At 48.6% G+C, this 18,469-nt stretch carries 9 protein-coding genes; 1 reads left to right on the forward strand and 8 read right to left on the reverse strand.

Translation table 11 applies throughout. From position 1 onward, the window contains the following. Nucleotides 1-522 precede the first annotated feature (522 nt). Nucleotides 523-2,499: a M1 family aminopeptidase gene (locus H6F88_RS08435; RefSeq protein ID WP_206756430.1), complete on the forward strand. Its 1,977-nt coding sequence runs from the start codon at nt 523-525 to the stop codon at nt 2,497-2,499. Between the two features lie 106 nt (nt 2,500-2,605). On the opposite strand, the gene H6F88_RS08440 is transcribed toward H6F88_RS08435, so the two are convergent. From H6F88_RS08440 to H6F88_RS08475, 8 genes are all read right to left on the reverse strand, one after another. Then, on the reverse strand, nt 2,606-2,938 hold the full coding sequence (locus tag H6F88_RS08440; RefSeq protein ID WP_190642307.1) for a hypothetical protein: 333 nt from the start codon (nt 2,936-2,938) through the stop codon (nt 2,606-2,608). Between the two features lie 64 nt (nt 2,939-3,002). Beyond that, nucleotides 3,003-3,986 carry a hypothetical protein gene (locus H6F88_RS08445; protein WP_190642308.1) on the reverse strand — a complete coding sequence of 328 codons (984 nt, stop codon included), beginning with the start codon at nt 3,984-3,986 and terminating at the stop codon, nt 3,003-3,005. A gap of 116 nt (nt 3,987-4,102) precedes the next feature. Beyond that, entirely contained in the window at nt 4,103-7,246 is a 3,144-nt protein-coding gene (locus H6F88_RS33170) for a hypothetical protein (RefSeq protein WP_242050462.1), read from the reverse strand. 34 nt (nt 7,247-7,280) lie between these two features. Then, nucleotides 7,281-9,581, reverse strand: coding sequence for a hypothetical protein (locus tag H6F88_RS08455; RefSeq protein ID WP_190642309.1), 2,301 nt, complete (start codon nt 9,579-9,581; stop codon nt 7,281-7,283). A 350-nt stretch (nt 9,582-9,931) separates the two neighbouring features. Next, entirely contained in the window at nt 9,932-12,136 is a 2,205-nt protein-coding gene (locus H6F88_RS08460) for a hypothetical protein (RefSeq protein WP_190642310.1), read from the reverse strand. A 95-nt stretch (nt 12,137-12,231) separates the two neighbouring features. Continuing rightward, the gene (locus H6F88_RS08465) at nt 12,232-13,674 is read right to left on the reverse strand and encodes a hypothetical protein (RefSeq protein ID WP_190642311.1); all 1,443 of its coding nucleotides are present in this window, start codon (nt 13,672-13,674) and stop codon (nt 12,232-12,234) included. Between the two features lie 33 nt (nt 13,675-13,707). Beyond that, on the reverse strand, nt 13,708-15,522 hold the full coding sequence (locus H6F88_RS08470) for a hypothetical protein (protein WP_190642312.1): 1,815 nt from the start codon (nt 15,520-15,522) through the stop codon (nt 13,708-13,710). A gap of 1 nt (nt 15,523) precedes the next feature. After that, nucleotides 15,524-18,148 carry a hypothetical protein gene (locus tag H6F88_RS08475; RefSeq protein WP_190642313.1) on the reverse strand — a complete coding sequence of 875 codons (2,625 nt, stop codon included), beginning with the start codon at nt 18,146-18,148 and terminating at the stop codon, nt 15,524-15,526. Nucleotides 18,149-18,469 lie beyond the last annotated feature (321 nt).

The following is an 18,469-nucleotide window of genomic DNA, read 5'->3' on the forward strand; positions in this document are numbered from 1 at the left end:
TTTAGTAAACGACTCTGTTAGGTGCTCGGCTTTGGAATACTACTTCATTGCTGTTTGGACTTGAGGAGTTTTGATCAGGATAACGCAAATTTATCTACAACGTCTAGCGATCGATGATCGAGTTCATATTATTTCAGTACTGGTTAGTACTGACTAACCACCAAATGTCAGCGTTTATAGACCTTGCGTTAATCTTGCTGTGATTGGGTATAAGATATATTTTCATTTTACTTGAACACTTGTTCAAAGATCTCTAACTCTGTGCAACCTAGCAGTCCTAAATCAGCTGTAAGACAAGCAAGTTGCGAGAAGCATACCCTTCAGGGATACGCCTCCCACAACTGATCTAGGGTTGCTTACATCCATTAACAAAAGTGCGTCAGCAACTGGTTAACACGTCACTACTTTGCTTGAGCTACGCTTGTAGCGATCGCAAACCCAAGCCCTCTTCAAATTTCCTCAAGTCCTATTAGTTCGCAACAATTCTTTTAACGCATGTGTACGATCTGTAACTTTTTTGGTTTGAGCGACTCTCTGCCTCAAACAACTTCCAGCGCTGCTAAAACTTCAGATTCCACCGTGGGCGGTGCAGGTGTAGGTGATTCACTTTATCCGGGTTTTGGCAACAGTGGCTATGATACTCAACATTACACCCTTGATCTCAATGTTACTGATGTTGACACCAGTACGCTCGATGCAACTACCACAATCGAGGCGATCGCAACCCAAGATCTGAGCAGTTTTAATCTAGATTTTATCGGATTCACCATTGACGAGATTATTGTCAACGGAAAGCCCGCAGAGTTTAGTCGCGATGGGCAAGAGTTAACCATTACACCAGCAGATCCTCTGGCTGAAGGTGAAGCGTTTACGGTGGCGGTAGATTACAACGGTGCCCCAACCCAAATTGATTCGGTTGCCTTTACTTTCCCTGTACCAACCGGATGGGTCATCGTTGATAGCGGAAACTTCGTTCTGAGTGAGCCAGATGGAGCTGCCAACTATTACCCAGTCAATGACCACCCCCTGGATAGAGCCTCGTACACTTTCCGTGTGACGGTTCCAGAGTCCTATGAGGTGGCTGCTAACGGAGTGTTGGAACAAACGGTTGATAACGGCGATTCGACCACTTATGTGTTTGAAGCTCGCGATCCAATGGTGAGTTACTTGACAACGGTAAACATTGGCAGTGGTTTTAACATTGAGACTTCAGAAAGCTTATCCGGTGTACCCATTCGCAATTATTTTGCGGAAGGACTTCCAGAGGAAAAGCTTGCGCCGTTTGACCTTCAGCCAGAGATGCTAGATTACTTTAGCGAGATCTTTGGACCCTATCCATTTGAGGTGTATGGCTCTGTCGTCGTAGATGCTGAAACGGGTGGAGCACTGGAAACTCAAACTTTATCTATCTTTGGCTCAGATTTACTAGACTCACCTACCTTAGAAGAAACCATTGCCCATGAGCTATCGCACCAGTGGTTTGGTAATGAGGTAGCTCTAGCAGACTGGAGTGATATTTGGTTGAACGAAGGGTTTGCGACCTACTCGGAAGGGCTATGGATTGAATACAGCAGAGGAGATGAAGCCCTGGATGAGTGGGTTGAAGGACAGTATAACGAGGTTGCCACTCGTCTTAATCAGTTGGTGTCGCCTGGTGAACCTCCTGCTGATGATCTATTTAACAATGGAGTGTACAGTTGGGGAGCGTTGGGGTTACATGCGCTAAGGCTAGAGGTTGGTGATGATAGCTTCTTCGACATAGTGCAGACGTATTATGATCGCTTTAAGGGCGGCAATGTTAAAACTGCGGACTTAATTGCCGTTGCAGAAGAAGTCAGTGGACAAGAGTTAGTATCATTCTTCGATCGCTGGATTTACAGCGGCAACTTGGCTCCCCTCCCAGAACTAGGTTTGGTATTTCCCGGCACGATTTCTGGTAGTACTGCTGGTGAGCAGTTGGTTGGTTCCGATGATGCAGACGACATTATCTATAGCTACAAAGGCAATGATGTAGTTGCGGGTGGCGGGGGCAACGATATGCTCTACGGTGAGGCAGGCAATGATGTACTGCGGGGTGATGCTAATAGACCCTCCAGTGGCAGCCCTGTAGGGGGAAATGACATCCTCTATGGAGGTGCTGGGAGCGATCGCCTCGGCGGTAAGGGCGGCAACGACTCCCTTTACGGTGACGAGGGCAATGACGCAATTTGGGGAGATAATGGGGACGACTTACTTCGGGGTGGAAGAGGTCGCGATCTCCTTTATGGTGGCAAGGGGATAGACACATTCGTCATTGCCCCGGGTGAAGGTACAGATGTGGTTCGGGACTTTAAGCTGGGTGAGGACAAAATCGGACTAGCAGATGGGTTAACTTTTGCTCAATTGTCTCTGGGGCAAAGCGGCAAGACCGCACTCATCAGCTTTGAGAATGAAGTTCTATCCCGGGTTAATGGTGTAGCTGGCTCACTTACAAGCGCTGATTTTGTGGCGATCGCCTAAGCGATCGGTGTTTGTTATAACGTTTCTCTAAAGAGGCTACAGATGGAGGGGCACCCCACTACGCGGGGTACCCCTCCATCTGTAGCCCTAATTTTTGGAATGGGTATTATCCGATCGCCAAAGCGATGACTCCTAAAACCATCAGACTCGCTGCTGTGAGCCGACCTCTGGCGTTGCCTTCAGCTAACAACTGTGTTCCCATTAATGCTCCAATGACAATACTGATTTCACGGGTAGGAGCAACATAGCTCACTGGGCTAAAGGTTAACGCAGTGAGAACCAATATATAAGATAAAGGAGACAAAACTGCTACTCCAACGACCTCTCGATGATGAGTTTGCCAGAGCTGCTTTACTTCCCCAAGCCGGGACAATGTGAAGGGGGTAACTAATGCAGCACGAGTCAGATTAGATGCCCAATCTTGTAATAGAGGAGGCACTGCCAGTTGGCTTACGGCATATTTGTCCCACTACGCTATGGCTTACCCACTTAAAAAAGCTGTATCAGCTTATTGGACGTACTCCCAGGCTAGGAACGATCGCTCCATCTGGAGGAACAATAAATCCCACCATGCCGTGATGAGTTGTGCAGAGATTGCAATCGCCCAAAGACTGAGTGATTTGTTGATAAAGGCTGCTATCCCAATTCTGTCGGCTTGTCAATTGGCTAAACTTGTGACGAATTGTTGCGTCTCCTCCCCAGAGAACCCGTGCAAACAGAAATAAACTGAACACCGGCAGCACCCCTTCAGCAGAGAAGGAATAGCTAATGCCAATAGAGCCTCCCGGTAGTTTGTTGCGTAAAGCATATCCATAACTTTCTTCCAGAAGTTCCAGGAGTTCCTGAGCTCGCTCTCCTAGCCCACAGTAAATCATTAGGTTTTTCAGATGATAGGGAGTGGCATTGGTAACACGAAAATAGGATTCAAGTCGGTGTGCTGTGACGTGATAGCCAAGCATCCGCAGGGGAACGGGGCGATCGCTCAGTTGCGGACGGGGAATTTGCAGGGTGTGAAGAGCTTGCTCTAAAGAAGACGAATTCTCTTGAGGAACTTCTACATAGAGCTTGTAGCTGTCATTGGTGTTGCTATGGCGTCCTCCCACCCAGGCTCCATATTGCAGATCTGCACCCTGCTGCATTTGACGAAATGTATTCTGCATTGCTGGGGAAACGGGATGACCCAGTTGAGCGAGTTGTTGAAAGGTTAAGGAAAGTCGCTGTGGTGGTGGAATGAGCGGTGTCCCAACCTCGGTTGTATAGCGGAGGTCGGTATCTGCGGGAGTAAAAGCAAACTCAAGGGGGAAACCATCGCCTGTGAGAGAACTGCCCTGCCAAGTGATCGCCTCATCGGGTTCGCGATACATTTCCTGAAGCAGTACTTGCAGCGCTGAACTTGCACGTTGGGCAGCGGTAGGCATGGGTTGCGCGAAAATATCCAAACTAGATTGGACATCTGATTGGTGAATGGATGCAAGTGTCGCAGTCATGATGAGTTTCTTAAAGAGAATGGATTGAATAATATCGGTTTTCTGAAGTTGGACTATACACCAACCCCCTCTGTAGGGCGGTTCGCGAACCGCCCCTACGCTATGACTTACCCACTTTAAACTGGCTGTAAGTGCTCACCAACAAAGACGACGGCTGCATCTGTGGTGACAGGTTGCTCCCGACGAACAGAATGATCTGTTCCCAGAACAGTAAGTTGGAAAGTGTAGGTCTTCCGTTGAGGATTAATTCGAGCAATCCGTAGCTGCTGGGGCTCAAGGCTTTGCCCCTCAAAGCGCAATCGCTCTTCTCGGGTGTAATGGTTTTGCGGATCTTCGTACTTCACATCAATAATCAGCATCCGAATAGCAGATGCATCATAGTTGGGGAGAAACTCAAGATTGAGCGAATCCTCAAACGGATCGTTAACCACAAGGGTAGTTGCCTGAGTCGTGGTAGGAATCCCCTCTCGCACTGAGCCATCTTTTAAATGGTGAACTAACCGATAAGAGTAGGTGCGCTGTTCTGGACGGTTGAGCCGCAGCCGCCAAAACTGTTCCTCTGAATCTGGTTTAACGGTAATTACCTTGTTACGTGACCAGTTCCCGGGATCTTCGTAGTTGAAATGCACATCGATTGAGTCCACCATGCCTGCGTCGATATCTCCTGGAAGAACTTTGATTTCCAGGAAACCAAAGTCATTAAAAGGATTAATCAACAAGGTGCGATCTTGGGTAGGACGCGATGCAAATTCGTAGCTGAACGCATTTCCATCCCACCCCGACAGCGGATCGAAGTGATACTGCACCTGATAGTGATAGCCCAGATCGAGTGCCCGATTCATAAAGAAGGAATAGCTTTGTTCTCTGGGGCTATTGCGGTCAAAGGTAAAGTCTTTGTGTCTCAGGGTAGCTGGATCTTCTGCACTGCCATAATCCAGGGCTACATCGATCGCCGTTAAACCCAGTCGCTCCAGATCAACAGGTGCATCTACAGTTACGTCGATCTGACGGAAAAAGGGATGATCCAAATCAACATCAATAAAGTGTCCAGTACCTACCAGATCACGAGCTAGCAAACCAATCAATCCTTGGGGGGCGTAGGTTCGCTGTACTGCATCGGTGCGGTTATACCGTAACGTGATCACCTTGTCCTCAATCTGTTCAATCTTCTTGAGACTGAAGGCAAGCCGTATGCCCAGTGGAGGCTGTCCATCTGGCTGTTCCTCGTTGGGTTGCTCATCGTTAGGCGGCTCTCCACTAGGCGGCTCTCCACCAGGCAACTCTCCACCAGGCAACTCTCCACCAGGCAACTCTTCACCAGGCAACTCTTCACCAGGCAACTCTTCACCAGGCGGCTCTCCTGGCTGATTAGTAGGACGAGATAGTGTAGCTTGCAGGGCGATCGCCTCATCTCCCTGCACCATTCCTCGAACAATCGCCACCCGATCGGTAGGATCGCCGTTTCGCCCTGCGGTAAAGGCTTCGGTATGTCCGTGAGCAGCATTGGACAGGATAGCAGGAGGATTAGGAGTGTCGAGAATGATACCTTCTGCAACCTGTCTGCGGCGATCGCTTAAATCCTGGTTGCGCTGTCGCATCTGTGGAGTATTGTTGCCTTCATAACTAGCATAGGCATCAATGCGAACTTGTCTAGGAGTCGCTAGCGAATTCTGAATCCAGTTCCGCAAAGCGGCAGCACCCTTAGCGCCGCCGCCAATCGAAAGAATGTTACCTGTGCTGGCTTGAAAACGGCTGTCTAGAGGCGTTGTCGCATTATTCAGATAGCGTCGGTAAGTAGTGCTGGGAGGATTGACAGACCAGCCTGGTTGAAGTGGTTTATCGTAATCAAAAAACAGGTAGAAGGCTTCCTCATGCTGTACCGGAGGGTAATCTGCCTCGATCGCCAAATTGGCACCGGGAGGCACGTCCAACGTCCTCTGACGTGCGGCATTTAATGTTTGCACAGCATCCCCAATTTTCACGACGGGAGGTTGACTGCCACCTGCAAAGGTCAACGTTACCTGGGTGCTGTCGGCAACGGGAGTATGGGTGACGGTGTAGCCTGATCGGTTGGGTGTAACGCTAGTAATGGACAGTTGATAGGGCTGTACCTCATCGGTTGCTGATGCTGTTTCAGCTCGATCACGAAGGGCGATCGCAGTCCGTCTCACCCCCGTCGTTGCGGTCCTTTCACTGCCCCCTGAAGTACCTCCTGGCGCAGAGCCACTTCCTGACGTAGAACTACTTCCTGAGTTTCTGCCCCCTGCATTTCCCTCTGTACCATTTCCCTGTGGATTTCTGCCGCCTGTATTTCCACCCGCAGTTCCATTTCCCGGAGAAGGAGTACCACCCTGCCCATTGCCCGTCCCTGGAATTCCTGGTAATCCGGGAATTCCTCCACTGTTGTTATTGTCAAAGGTAATAGGGGCGAGAGTGGGTTTAAACCACTCATTCAGCAGCGTTTCCTTAAAGAAATCCAGTGCCCATTGCTCTTTGTTGGTCTGATCCTGTGCGTCAGAGAAGTTAATTACCTTAATCTGGATGATCCCTTCCTGTTTGAGTTTCTCGAACGCCATATCGACGCCTGCTTGCAGATACACTGGAACACCAGCGATAGGTCCACCCGCACTGAAATCTACACCAAAACTCAGGTGATCATAGATGCGCTTATAGTTTGCTGTAATCTCGACTTCAAGCGCTGGGCGTAGGGCAGTGTATTTCAGGTCGTAAATCACCCCGACAGGCTTCCCCCCCTCCTGAAACGCCTGGCGCAGAATGATCGCCCCTTCCTGACTTAGAGTGAGTCCAAAGACAGCATTGTTCGTGTCGTCAAGGGCTGGTTTAGTCGTACCGAGAATCTTTTCGACAGCACGAAATGCACCGGGAGGAGCAGGCTCAGCATTAGTGCCACCGCCTCCCTGCAAGTCCAGTGCCATCACCTGCACGGTGCCTTCGTCAAAGGGAACGGCGGCAAGACGCGGACGACCACGAGTAACAGAAGCCAGTTTGCTTAGAATTTTTTGTTCCAGTTCTTTTTTAAGCTTCAGTTCAACTTCCAGGGTCAGGAAGCCGCCCCCGGAGATGCCGCTGTTGGCTACGGCAGGTCGATATGTAATCAGGGTGAATTGTGGTTCTTCGTCGGTTCCTCGTCGCGCTAGATCGACCGGATTAGGTAAGAACCAGTATTGTTGAGGGTCGGCATGGTCGGCAAAGACCGTGACTCCCTCAATGGTCATTGTTTTGCTGCCAAGTTGTAACATGGCACCTCCTTGAAGTAGGTAATAAATTAATGAGTTAGCTCACCCGCAAAACCAATTGGTCGCGTTCAATCTCGCCTAAATCCGTTTCCCTGGACATGCCATTGGTGTAGATCGTTCGGACAGTACAGGAGTAGGCTTGCTTTTGGGCATCAGCGTAATCGTACTCAAACAGGTTTCTGTCATTCGGCGAGGTAAAGATGAAGGTGTCCGCAAATCGTAAGCCTGCATCGGGGTCTTCGTACCTGAGCTTGACCTCTAACCGAACAATATTGCGATCGCCAAATTCCACGGGTTCGGGTTGCACCGTCACAATCCGATGACCCATCATATCTGCCCGCACAAAGATCTTGTCGCCCATCGTTTCTGAAGGGGCCACTTCGATCAGGCGATTGTCGGTTAGCAGTAGCCGCACTACATAGCTGACTCGTCGTTGCTCAGGATTAATCAGATCCACCACGAAGTGTTTGGGTTTATTCGCATCTTTGTCAAAAAACAGTGACTCATCCACCCAAATATCGTTATCCAAATCTCGATAGGAAAGATCGACAAAGATCATTGAAACCAGGCTCCAGGTCACTGCTGGCACCACAGTCACGGTTCGTCTGCGAGGAGTCGGATTGGGGACAGTCAAACGCTCTTGAGTGGTAGTTTCCCATACCGTCTCGCGATCGCCAGAACTCACCGATCGATAGATCAGTTTGTACTTAAACGCATCATTTTTGCGGTCTAAGCGAAACCGTTTCCAAGTCACTTCTGGTCGGTCAGGTTTGAGGATAAAACTCTCTTCTAGGTCAATTTGTTTGTCTGGATCAGCATATTTCACCAGCACCTCAACCGAAGAATAAGTGTTCCAGGGAAACCGGTCGGTCACCCCAATTTGAATATCATCCAGGAAGTATAACCCTTCACCTCGTGGATTAATCTCAAACCGATCGCCCGTTGTGACTAATTCAGGGGACTGCAATACCCCCGGTCGCTCAGCAGTGTCTACATCTTTGAAATTCACCCGATAGCTGTAGCGCACCTCCCGCTTCATTAAGCGGTTCTCCAAAATGCTGTTCCATCGAGTGGTTGCGGTGGAGTTTGCGGCATCTAACACTAGGGTTTTCGGCTCATTACCATACCAGAGGGTAAGGTTCACCGAGTCTACTGAATCATTGCTGAAGTTTAGAAGCGATCGCGCCGACACTTCTCGCCGCTTAAACCAGGGATCATCCAGAGTAATTTCTCGCACAAAACGGCTCAGATCCACTGTTCCTTGACTATCGCGCAGCAACCGAAACATTCCCCGTAAATGTGCCTGAGGATGAATGCTCCGACGCACCGTGGTTCGCTCACTCATCGCCAGATTCATCCGCTTCTGGTCAATCCGAGTGATGTCTACCTTCTTGTAATGGAACATCGCCGCTCCTGCTGGAGCAATCTGACTGAGACGTTCAATAGTGTCTAAAAATTCGTTGTCATTCTCCTTGATTGGGTCGAGGCTGGGTTCAAAAAAGTTTTCGAGAATCATGTCTTTGAAGTTGGCGATCGCCTCATCCCGTCGCCCCAGCACACCACCTGAATCCTCACCTTCAGGAATAAAGGTATCAACATTGATTTCGATTACTCGGTCTTCAATTAACTTGTCAACCACCGTGTCAATTTGCAGCGATGAGAACAGCACTTCTGCCCCAAAGGACTCCTGAAAGTGTGTTTGTACTCGATTCCAGTCCGCTACAATACTAACGTTGTAAGCCGGACGAAGCGCCAGAAAATCAAGGGAATAAACAATTCCCACGGGCATCATTTCTCCTTTCAGCGCCTCTTCAATCATCATTGCCCCTGCACTGTCAAGCTGCACCGAAAAGATGGCTTGATGGTCGTTATATAACGCAGGTTTACTGTAATGTTCTAGCTTTAGGACAAACTGGGGTTGTCCAGGAAGCGGTTGAGGGGCACTACTTCCAGTTGATGGCGTTCCAGGCTGTCCATTGGTAGAATCAGGAGACTGTTTTCCTAAAATCATCAACCGTACCTGCCCATCTTCCACCATCACGGGGGACATTCGAGGAGTATCCCGCAGCCCATGCAACTGCTGCAGTTTGCGCTGCACTTCCTCCAACTTTTCCTGATTAATTCCCAGATTAACTTCAAAGTTAAGGAATGCCCCAGAACCTGCCTCTCCACGATATTTGAGTAATGAGAGTTGAGGAATTTCTTGCCCCACCACCGAATCAAACTCGGTCGTTAAGTGAGGCATAGCAGGCAAATAGTGAAATTGTGTCGGGTCTGCATGATCGGGATAAACCGTCACGCCCTCAATAATGTAATAAGGAGGATTGAGATATAGCATCGTAGCCTCATTGTGCAAATAAGTCTGTGTGGAGTGGACAACAGGTGTCCAGAGTAAATCTACGAGGGCATTGCTGCTCGAATGACGAATCGTGTAGGGGCGTTTCGCGAAACGCCCCTACCAGAGGGCTGTGCGCTTTAGAGTTATATCTGAGTTCAGCAGTGCCTCTACAGGAATGGATACTAGGTGCGGCTAAAACACTTAGGGTTGTGGATTGAATAACCTGCAATTTTTGCGTAGGATGCGTTAGCGTAGCGTAATGCATCGCTTAAGAAGGTTGATGCATTACGGCTAACGCATCCTACAAAACCTGATGTTATTTGATTCCCACTCCTTGGTGCCTCAGACAACTACATCTCAGGAATTTCCAGGATGATGGTGTTATCTGTTGTTGCAGGCGGGCTCACTGCCTTTTGTGTACCGTTAGTCAGGTAATACACGACCTTGTAGGTAAACTGGTTCTTGGTTTTATCCTTCAACTCTACCTTCCAGGTCTGCATATCCCTTCTCTGAGGAGTCAGGATGAAGTCCTTTGTTTCGTTGATGTCGTTGTCAGCATCCTGATATTGAAGTGACACTTTAACTAGCCGCAGTTTCGTCCAATCTAACAAGTCAGGAACGATCGCCACCTCTAGCACATCTTGAGGAGCCTTGGGCACCAAAATGGTATCTGTCGCTGCGGTTGTTTCCGCGATAGGTTGAACTGTGCCATCCTTGAAAACGACTGTACCGCTGTAAACAACCTTTCCTAAAGTAGGACTGATAACTGGAAAAGACCAGTCAACGAAAGGAGTATCCTTACTTAGAACGATCGCTTTTGCTTGAGTGTAGTTATCGTTCTGCTCGTCCACATATTTGAGGTCAAGATAGACCTGGCTGATTCGATTCACAAAATCGCCCACACCCCGGATGCCAACAGTCTTCCGTCCACCAAAGGGATCTTGAATAAATAGGTTCTCAGCCCGTCCCTGCTTTTCATCTCCCTCCAGCTCCTTACCATCTTTCATAAAGTATTTGACGAAATACTTGTAGCTCTTCCGCATTGGCTTGAAGATGACTTCTTGAACCAGATGGTTTGGCAGTGTTTTCGTCAAAGTGAACTGATCTTCAAAGGGTTCAACCCCTTCATCTGGATCTTCATACTTCAACGTCACCAGAACTGAGTCCACATCATTCCAATTAATGTCGCCTGCGGAGACATTGACAGACAAAATTCCGATATCATCTACCCCAATCGTCAGGTTGCCTTCATTTGTTTCAACTTCTTCTGACTCAAAAATGCGGCTTTCACCTTTGTAGTTGACCTGATAGCTGTACTTGTACTTCCAGTTATCGTTCTCAACATAAGTCGCAAAGTGACCAATCTCATCAGGTTTACGCAACACAACCTCACCCTCTGGAGCATCAGGAGCCAAGTTGGGCATGGGTCTGCCATCGTAGAGCAGCTTTACCTCAACGCTGTGAATGGGTAACTTGTTGAAGTCTGCGTTGACGTAGGTATTCACCCGCAATTGACGGAAGAATGGATCATCCAGATTAATGGTCTTTGCATAGTCCTCCCACCGAAGAAGATTGCCATCCTTATCTTTCAGGTTGGTGATGTTCTGTAATTGTCCCTGAGGAGCTAGATTCCACTCAACAGTTGTATGCTCTTTGTAAAACAGATTAAAGCTGGAGATTTGAAAGTTGCTGAGATCACGGGTGACATTTTCAATTCCTTCAGGCATGTCGCGCTGGTCTTCGGGAACAGGGGCGATCGCCTGAATCATGTTCCGTTCCACTGCATCTTCTAGTGAACGGAAAGCCCAGTCACGCAATTGGGTCTTGATTTTCTCATCCGTCAGTCCACCCCAGTCCGGCTCAATTCCCATTGATTCGGAGGAGATCATCGTCTCCCGCACGGTTTCGCGGTAGTCATCTTCGCTCCACAGGTGCCAGTCCACATCAATCGTCTGGTAGAAGCTATAGAACTTTGATGCATTAAACCAAGCATTAATGGTTACGGGAGGTAGTTTTGCCCAGAAGTGCAAGTCATAGACCACAGACACAGCGCCGCCCTGTCCCTGCATTGCCTGTTCAAAGAAGGTTGCCCCCTCCGGCGTAAACTCCAGCATAAAAGTGGTGATGTTGTTGCCATAGAGAGAAGATTTGCCGGGGTTATGAAGCTCCTCCACAAAGGTCCCATCCGCCCCGATGACAAATAGTTTTACCTCACCTTTGGTGTAAGTAATTGTGCCAATTTTGACTGGAGGAGCCTGCACATTCTGACGGTTTGCTTCCTGCTGAACCTGTGCCGTCAACACCTCCATAATTCTGGGCATCTTATCTTCAGGCACCACAAATTCTGCGTCAAACAGGACTGCACCACCGCCCTTACGACCATCAGCCCGATCGATTGGAAAACGATATTTAAGGAAGCGGAAAGCAGGCGTTCCATCTGGATTCAACCGATAGCGAGGCTGCTGTGGCACCAAGTAATAGATTGAGAAGTCACTATCATCGCCGTAAACGGTTACGCCTTCAATTTGTTGAACTTTATCAATCAACAGTGTCATTGAATTCTCTCCTGAAGTGTAAAAATTGTCGTTGTTGTTGGAATATCAGGCTGAAAACAGCTCTTCGTCGAAACTTTTGCTCGCACCCAGTTACATCATTCAGCTTGTTCTTCGGCTGTGAGAACAATGTGTGGAGATGTCGTCTCTGTCATCTCGTGTTTAACCAGATCACCGTTTTCTAACGTGACCTGCCACTCGTATTGCAAAAATCCTTGTAAGTCATCACCCCGACTGATTACAAACCAGTTCACTTTCCAGAGGCGATCGCGCAAATAAATTGTTGTCTCATCTTCCACTCCATTCCCATCAGGATGATAATGTAGTCGGATGCGGGCTTTCTTTGCTCCAGCCGCTTCCAGTGCAGTGGCATCAACTGTTACCTGAGTTAAACCCAAATCCGCAGGGGAAAGAGATAATTTCCCAGATGCAGGAATTGATATGTTCTTTGAAAATGTTCCCCAAAAGGTGTAGCTTGTCTCAACTTCCAGTGGCTCTTCTCGAAGATTAGACAGGGTAGTGGAAAAGTCGGGTGGAATCAGGGTTGTCTTTGCTGTTCCCTGCTGTACCGTAATGAGGGCTAGGGGTGCCTCAGTAGGGGAAAAGTTGAGTTGGACGGGGAGAGAGGAAGAAGGAGAAGAGAGGGGGGAGGAAGGAAGCGGTGAGGTTCCACTAGGGGCAGGCTGAATTTGATTGAAGCTGCTGCCGTTGGGAAACCAGTTCGCCACATCGTTCTTTAAAACCAGGTCGATCTGTCGAGGTTCGGTTTTTGAAACCGTTACCCTGAAGTGAGTGATATCGGGAATCCGCTCCTCGCCCTGTAAAAATCGTAGAAGGAGATCTGCGCCCTGAGCCAGAACGTGAGTACTGACTTGTTCAATCAGTTGGGGTGAAGCATCCTCAGAGGTAATTACTGTAAGCTGTAACTCGCCTTCATCAATACTCCGTTTCAGAACTTCTTGAACTTCATCTTGATTGAGAGTTCCACGCCTATCTTTAAGCTGAGCAATAACGTTAGCAGCGTTACCCGTTATATCTGCTGAGGCTTCTGCTACTCCATTGAGAAAAGCATGATATTCAACCTGTAAGCAGTTCTTCCGTCCATTTAAAGCTGCTGCCACCTGCGTCTGTTGTTCTGCGTTGAAGTGTGCATTAAACAAAGCAGCGTAAGGGGGAAATCCAGAAGACCTGCTGGTGACGATCGCCTCCCATCTCTCCCCTTCATTGCTTAGCAATAGCGAAACTTGCTGAACTGTCACTGGAGCAAAGGCAAACCGTAACACTGCTGGATTATCTAAGCTCTCACGTTGTGCAATTTCTTGGCGCAGGGCATCTAATGTCTCAGAAGGGGCTTCCCAACTCACACTCAACTGGAGATAACCACTGGTGCCCATGCTGATCAAATTGATCATGGGTGTGCCATCGGTACTGCGTTGGGGCTGGGGCTGAAGCGGTAAGTAATAGTAGGACAGGGGTTGGTCAGGATTTGGATAACAATATACCCGTTGGAATTCAAAACCATTGGGAATTTCAATGTTCATAACCGTAGACTTGCGAGTGAATGTGGGGGGCATTTAACTTGTTTCGACGGCTGATGAGGCGATCGCTTGAATCACAAGTGGCTCAAAAGGAGACTGGATCGTTGACCATTCTGAGACAGTTTGAGAAAGTGGTGAGTAGATGCGGTAGCGATAACCCGACTGAAAAGGCGATCGCGCCAGATAGCTCCAGGTCTTGCTAGGTTGTTGAGGAGTAAAGGAAAGAACACTTATTTCTTCGGATGTTTCGGGGCGGTCTTCGGGCAGGAGGGCGATCGCAAATAGCGGCAAACTGTCATTGAAGATACAGTTAATCTTCACCTGGTGAGGACCATATTCCCGAAAAGAATATAGCCCTAACTTCAAGTTTTTTGCAGGAAAAGTTCCGAAATTAATGATTTGATTCGTTTGTAGTGAGTGAGCCGAGATGTCAATCGTGGCATCCTGAGTTCCCTTGGAAAAAGCCAGTGCAACAGAAGGTTGTTGCTGACTTAACTCAAAGGTTCGTTGCAACGGGATACCTGCCTCCTGCCAGTGACAAATACCCTTCAGAGTCGTCAATTTTAGCAGCGGTGTATCCGCTTCAACAGTAAAGAATGCCAGCGGAAAATCACTCGGATTGAGGTAAAGTAAATTTCCCTGACAGGATTTTTCTGTACCCTCCAGCTTGCGGATACCCTGTGAGTCACTCAGCAATGCATAGGGTGTTGCCGTATATTTTGGAGGTTCAATAGGAGAAAGCCGGAAGAGGGCAGATGCAGTATCCTCTGGTGGTTTGAACTCAATCGTTTGCACGATCGCCTGTGGACGGAAGGGGCGAAAGGGAGCCGCTCGTAACGTCACCCCAACGGCTTCCACCCCCGGACGATTTCTGGGCAGGTTTGCCAGCAATGAGATAGGCAACATGCCACTCGGCAATGCAGGCACAACAGTATTTCGCACCAGCGCATCCAAACCAAACTGCTGAACTGCTGCTCTGGCTGCTTCTAACGGATTTAGTTGGAGTACGACTGGACGCGCTGTCTGCAAAGGTTGAGCCAGATTCCACTCACTGATGCCGTCTCCTACTTGCTCCGGTTTTGGGAGTTGCAAATAAGCATTTCCAAGCTGCTCTGGAGCGGGGACAAACTCACCAAAATGAGTTCTTATCCAGTCCGTCATGGTTTCTGCAAAGGTAACTGTATCCTGCACCTCGCCGATCATCTCTAGAGGTAACAGATGCACTTCTTGACGAAAAAAATTCTCCAGATCCACTCTTGCAATTCGCCGTTCACTATCCCCTAGTGAGTTGAGTACCCGGAGCAACCGCGCTGGGTTAAACCGTACCCATAATGGCAACCGGGGTGCAACTCCCGCCATTTCCATCTCTGCCCAGGCTGTCCACAGAAATGTTTCCTGCTGCAACGCATTCTTCAATAGCATCGCACTGTCAGAAGACAACCGCAGACTAAAGCGTACATTTCCTAATCCATTCCAGACCAGTGGCATAGGAGATTGGATATCGGCAGGAAAATCAACGCCGTCTCCAATCGGTAACAGCCGCAGATAGCCCGTTGAAAAGACGGCAGGTTCTACCCTGCTTTCTGGGTAGCGATCGCGCAACGTTGTCAATGCAGCCTCCATCTCATACTGAGGTTGCAGTCGCAGATTCAGCAATCCGTAAGGAGTGAGAGCAGGAGTCTCACCGCGCACCAGTTCCAGCAGAAAGTCAGCATATCCATCAGTCCGCAAAGCCACTTCCAGGCTTCTAGGCAACACCGCAAAGCTGCCTGCATTTTCATAGGGGTAATAGATGCAGTTGTCACTTGTGGTGAGAGGTTGGAAAAAGTCTGGAAGTCCTTGCAGTGACATCTCAACGAACCTCAGCAGGCAGGGTAGGCAGATCAGAATTGGTTAGGGAGAAGGGGTTTTCATTCTCCGTTTGCCAATAATCTGGTGGGTCTTGAATTTTACGACCATCTTTTAACAGCACAATGCGTTGAAACTCGTAAGTTCCTAAGTCCTCCTCTTTCAGGAAAAGGCTCTTGATCGGAGAAAGTAATGTTGTGGTTGCGGTGAGTTTGTCAACACCGGGAGCAAAGTCGTCATAGCTCAGCTTCAGAGTACTTCCGCGCTTGAAGACGAGGCTAATATCAGTGATGCGATCGCCAAACACCACTCGCCGCACATCTACTGTCAGCTTTTTCTTGAAAGTAGACGGACAATCAGGACGTAGAATCACGTTGAAGAGTGCATCGCGATCGGAAATCACTTTTACACTATTCAAGTTGAATAAAACATTACTAAGATTGATATCTGCACCAGGGTTTTGAGGAGTTACGGTGAATGAAATCGTTTCTCCCGGTTTTAACTCCACTGGCAATGCTCGGCTAAAGCCACTCATCACTCCTTCAACCTGGGAATAACCCTCCTGAAAAACACAGGACAAAGATTCAATTCGCAGTGGGCTTTCAATTGAGTTTCTAAGGGTAAAGGCTACCGTTTTATTGGCTGAATCTACGTTTTTTGTGTAATCAAAAACCTCGCCGACCAGATCATCAACTTTAGGAATGAAGTTAATCCGTTCGGGCGCGTGCCCCTGAATATCGACCTGCACAAAGCCCTCAAAGATTTGTGTTGTGTGGCTAAACATCGCCTCATAAAGGGCCTGCACCTCCTCAAAGGAAAGGCTGAGCGAATCGCTAAAGCCCGATCGCAATTCAACAGAAACGTGAGTAAATTCCTGAAGCTGGGGGGTTGCATTTGCTTTAGGAAGTTTCAGAAACAAACGCGGCTTTTCTACTAGCAAAGGTTGAAATTCTAGCTGTCCTGAGATTCTAAACTTTTCCCTTAGAATGGGAGCTGCTGCAAGCAGTCGCGCTCGTTCTACATGAGGAAATGCCCAGTAATCAAAGGTTGCTCTCAATGTGGCAGGGTCATCATTCACAGCCGCAAACCGCATCGACATCATTGGATGGTAAGGTGATTTTGGCTGCCGCATTAACTTGAAACAATCAGGCAAAAAGTAAACAATTTCGCGGCGTACTGGGTCTTGATAGTAGCTTTGAGGTGTCCCATCCCAGGGAACTGTCCACTGTTGCAGGGTAAACGTTTGATTAGGACTTCCGGTGATGCCTTGGTAAATGTAGGGATAAATCGCTTGGGGAAAGACGAAAGGACGCGGTTCTACTCCACTCTCCAACACACGAGTAACTTCTCGAAACAGGGCTTCTCCAGCAGGAGGGGTGTCAGGAGGTGCGGGGGCGATCGCCGCAGGATTAACAGAATTTGATGCGTAAGTGATATTGTTGCGTCGGTCAACCAGTGTGATGTAAACCGAAGCAGGAGGCTGTTGCCCACGCGGTCTGGCAAACCACAGATCCTTCAAATTGCTGGGGCTTCCAAGGGCACAGAAGCCATACAAGGTTGCACCTCCCTCAGCATGAATGTTGACCCAGGTGCGCGAAGCATTGCGGTTGAGCCCACAGGGCGGCAGATCGGGAGATGCTGCAAATAGGTCAGCGGGGAAAGCGGCGTAGTTGTCTACACTCAGGCAATAGCGCGTCCACGGTTGTCCACCAGCTTCATAGTTCTCAATCCTTACCACGCGCAACTGAGGCATTGGGATCGTAAAACTGGCACCCGTGTTCGCAGCACTGTTGTTTGGGACTGTACCTGTTGAGTTGTTGACATATACCGGAATCCCAACTTTGACAGCCCGCCGCACCGTCAACACTGCACCATATTCGGGTAAAGTTAGAACCTGAAATAATAGACCGAGTTCCGTTGAAGTGGTAATCTGCAAGTCTACCCGCACCATTCCTGAATCCAGTACAGGGGCAGAAAAAGCGAGTTCTTTTTGACCTCCGTTAGCATCTCCCGGAGTTAAGCGATGTTGCAAGACCACACTCAATTCATGGGCGAGTTCTTGATAATCTCGCGCTGCAATTTGCAGTGAAGGAGCAGGAAACTTTTCCAGGTAGACTGCTAGATTCCAGCCTGTTTGAGTTTGCGTCAGCACCATCTGTACCTGGCGGTTACGCTCTGCGATCCGGTAGCGAGGCAGATAATATTTCTGTGCCGAATTTGTTGGAGACTCAAACACCGTTTCGTCACTCACGTCTGCGGTGAGACTGAGGGGAACAGTGATTTGGTTGCGGGGGGTACCCTCGGTCGGGGTACGAATGTCAGCGATCGCCCTGCCTAAATCTGGATTAATCCACCGAATCTGTTCGGGACGCATGTACAAAGAAGAGTCAATGCTGGCGATCGCTTCGGGTTGTCTCGCAACCACTGCATCTGCCAGGATTGAGCGGTCAATTCGGGCAACTTGAGTCTCAGACACTACTGAGGCAGGGGCAGGTTGTGCCAGTTGAACCGCTGCAATTTGACTGAGGACTACAGTATTTGAGGTAACATTTGAGGCGATATCTGAAGCGACTGTATTTTGAATAGACACATTAGAAACTGGCATTCTTCTAAACGCATTGTTGACCATGAGTTCTCCATGTCGGGCAAAATCTAAATCGATAATCTCACTTCACTCCGCGCACTAGCGAGGCGTTTGAGATCATGCGAGTGTAAATCCGTCTAACAGATACAAAAGATAGAACCTAATTCCGCTAATACTACAAATTAAGTTAGACTTTTAGGATGAATTGAGTCACCGTCTAAGATTCTCAATCTGGGGACAGCAGTGAGTTTTCTTGACAATGAGGTAGAGCACTTTCAGGGCAGCGATGTGAGTTGAACATGTGGCGTTTGTTCTGTTTTATCCCATTCTCTTGAGTTAAACAGGCGATCGCAGTACCCCTGGGGG

The organism is Oculatella sp. FACHB-28, assembly GCF_014696015.1.
Lineage (GTDB): Bacteria > Cyanobacteriota > Cyanobacteriia > Elainellales > Elainellaceae > JAAUTN01.

Coding starts and splice junctions, on each gene's coding strand:
- H6F88_RS08475 (WP_190642313.1), bottom strand. CDS start 18,148: ATGGTCAACAATGCGTTTAGAAGAATGCCAGTTTCTAATGTGTCTATT.
- H6F88_RS08465 (WP_190642311.1), bottom strand. CDS start 13,674: ATGAACATTGAAATTCCCAATGGTTTTGAATTCCAACGGGTATATTGT.
- H6F88_RS08470 (WP_190642312.1), bottom strand. CDS start 15,522: ATGTCACTGCAAGGACTTCCAGACTTTTTCCAACCTCTCACCACAAGT.
- H6F88_RS08445 (WP_190642308.1), bottom strand. CDS start 3,986: ATGACTGCGACACTTGCATCCATTCACCAATCAGATGTCCAATCTAGT.
- H6F88_RS33170 (WP_242050462.1), bottom strand. CDS start 7,246: ATGTTACAACTTGGCAGCAAAACAATGACCATTGAGGGAGTCACGGTC.
- H6F88_RS08460 (WP_190642310.1), bottom strand. CDS start 12,136: ATGACACTGTTGATTGATAAAGTTCAACAAATTGAAGGCGTAACCGTT.
- H6F88_RS08455 (WP_190642309.1), bottom strand. CDS start 9,581: ATGCTATATCTCAATCCTCCTTATTACATTATTGAGGGCGTGACGGTT.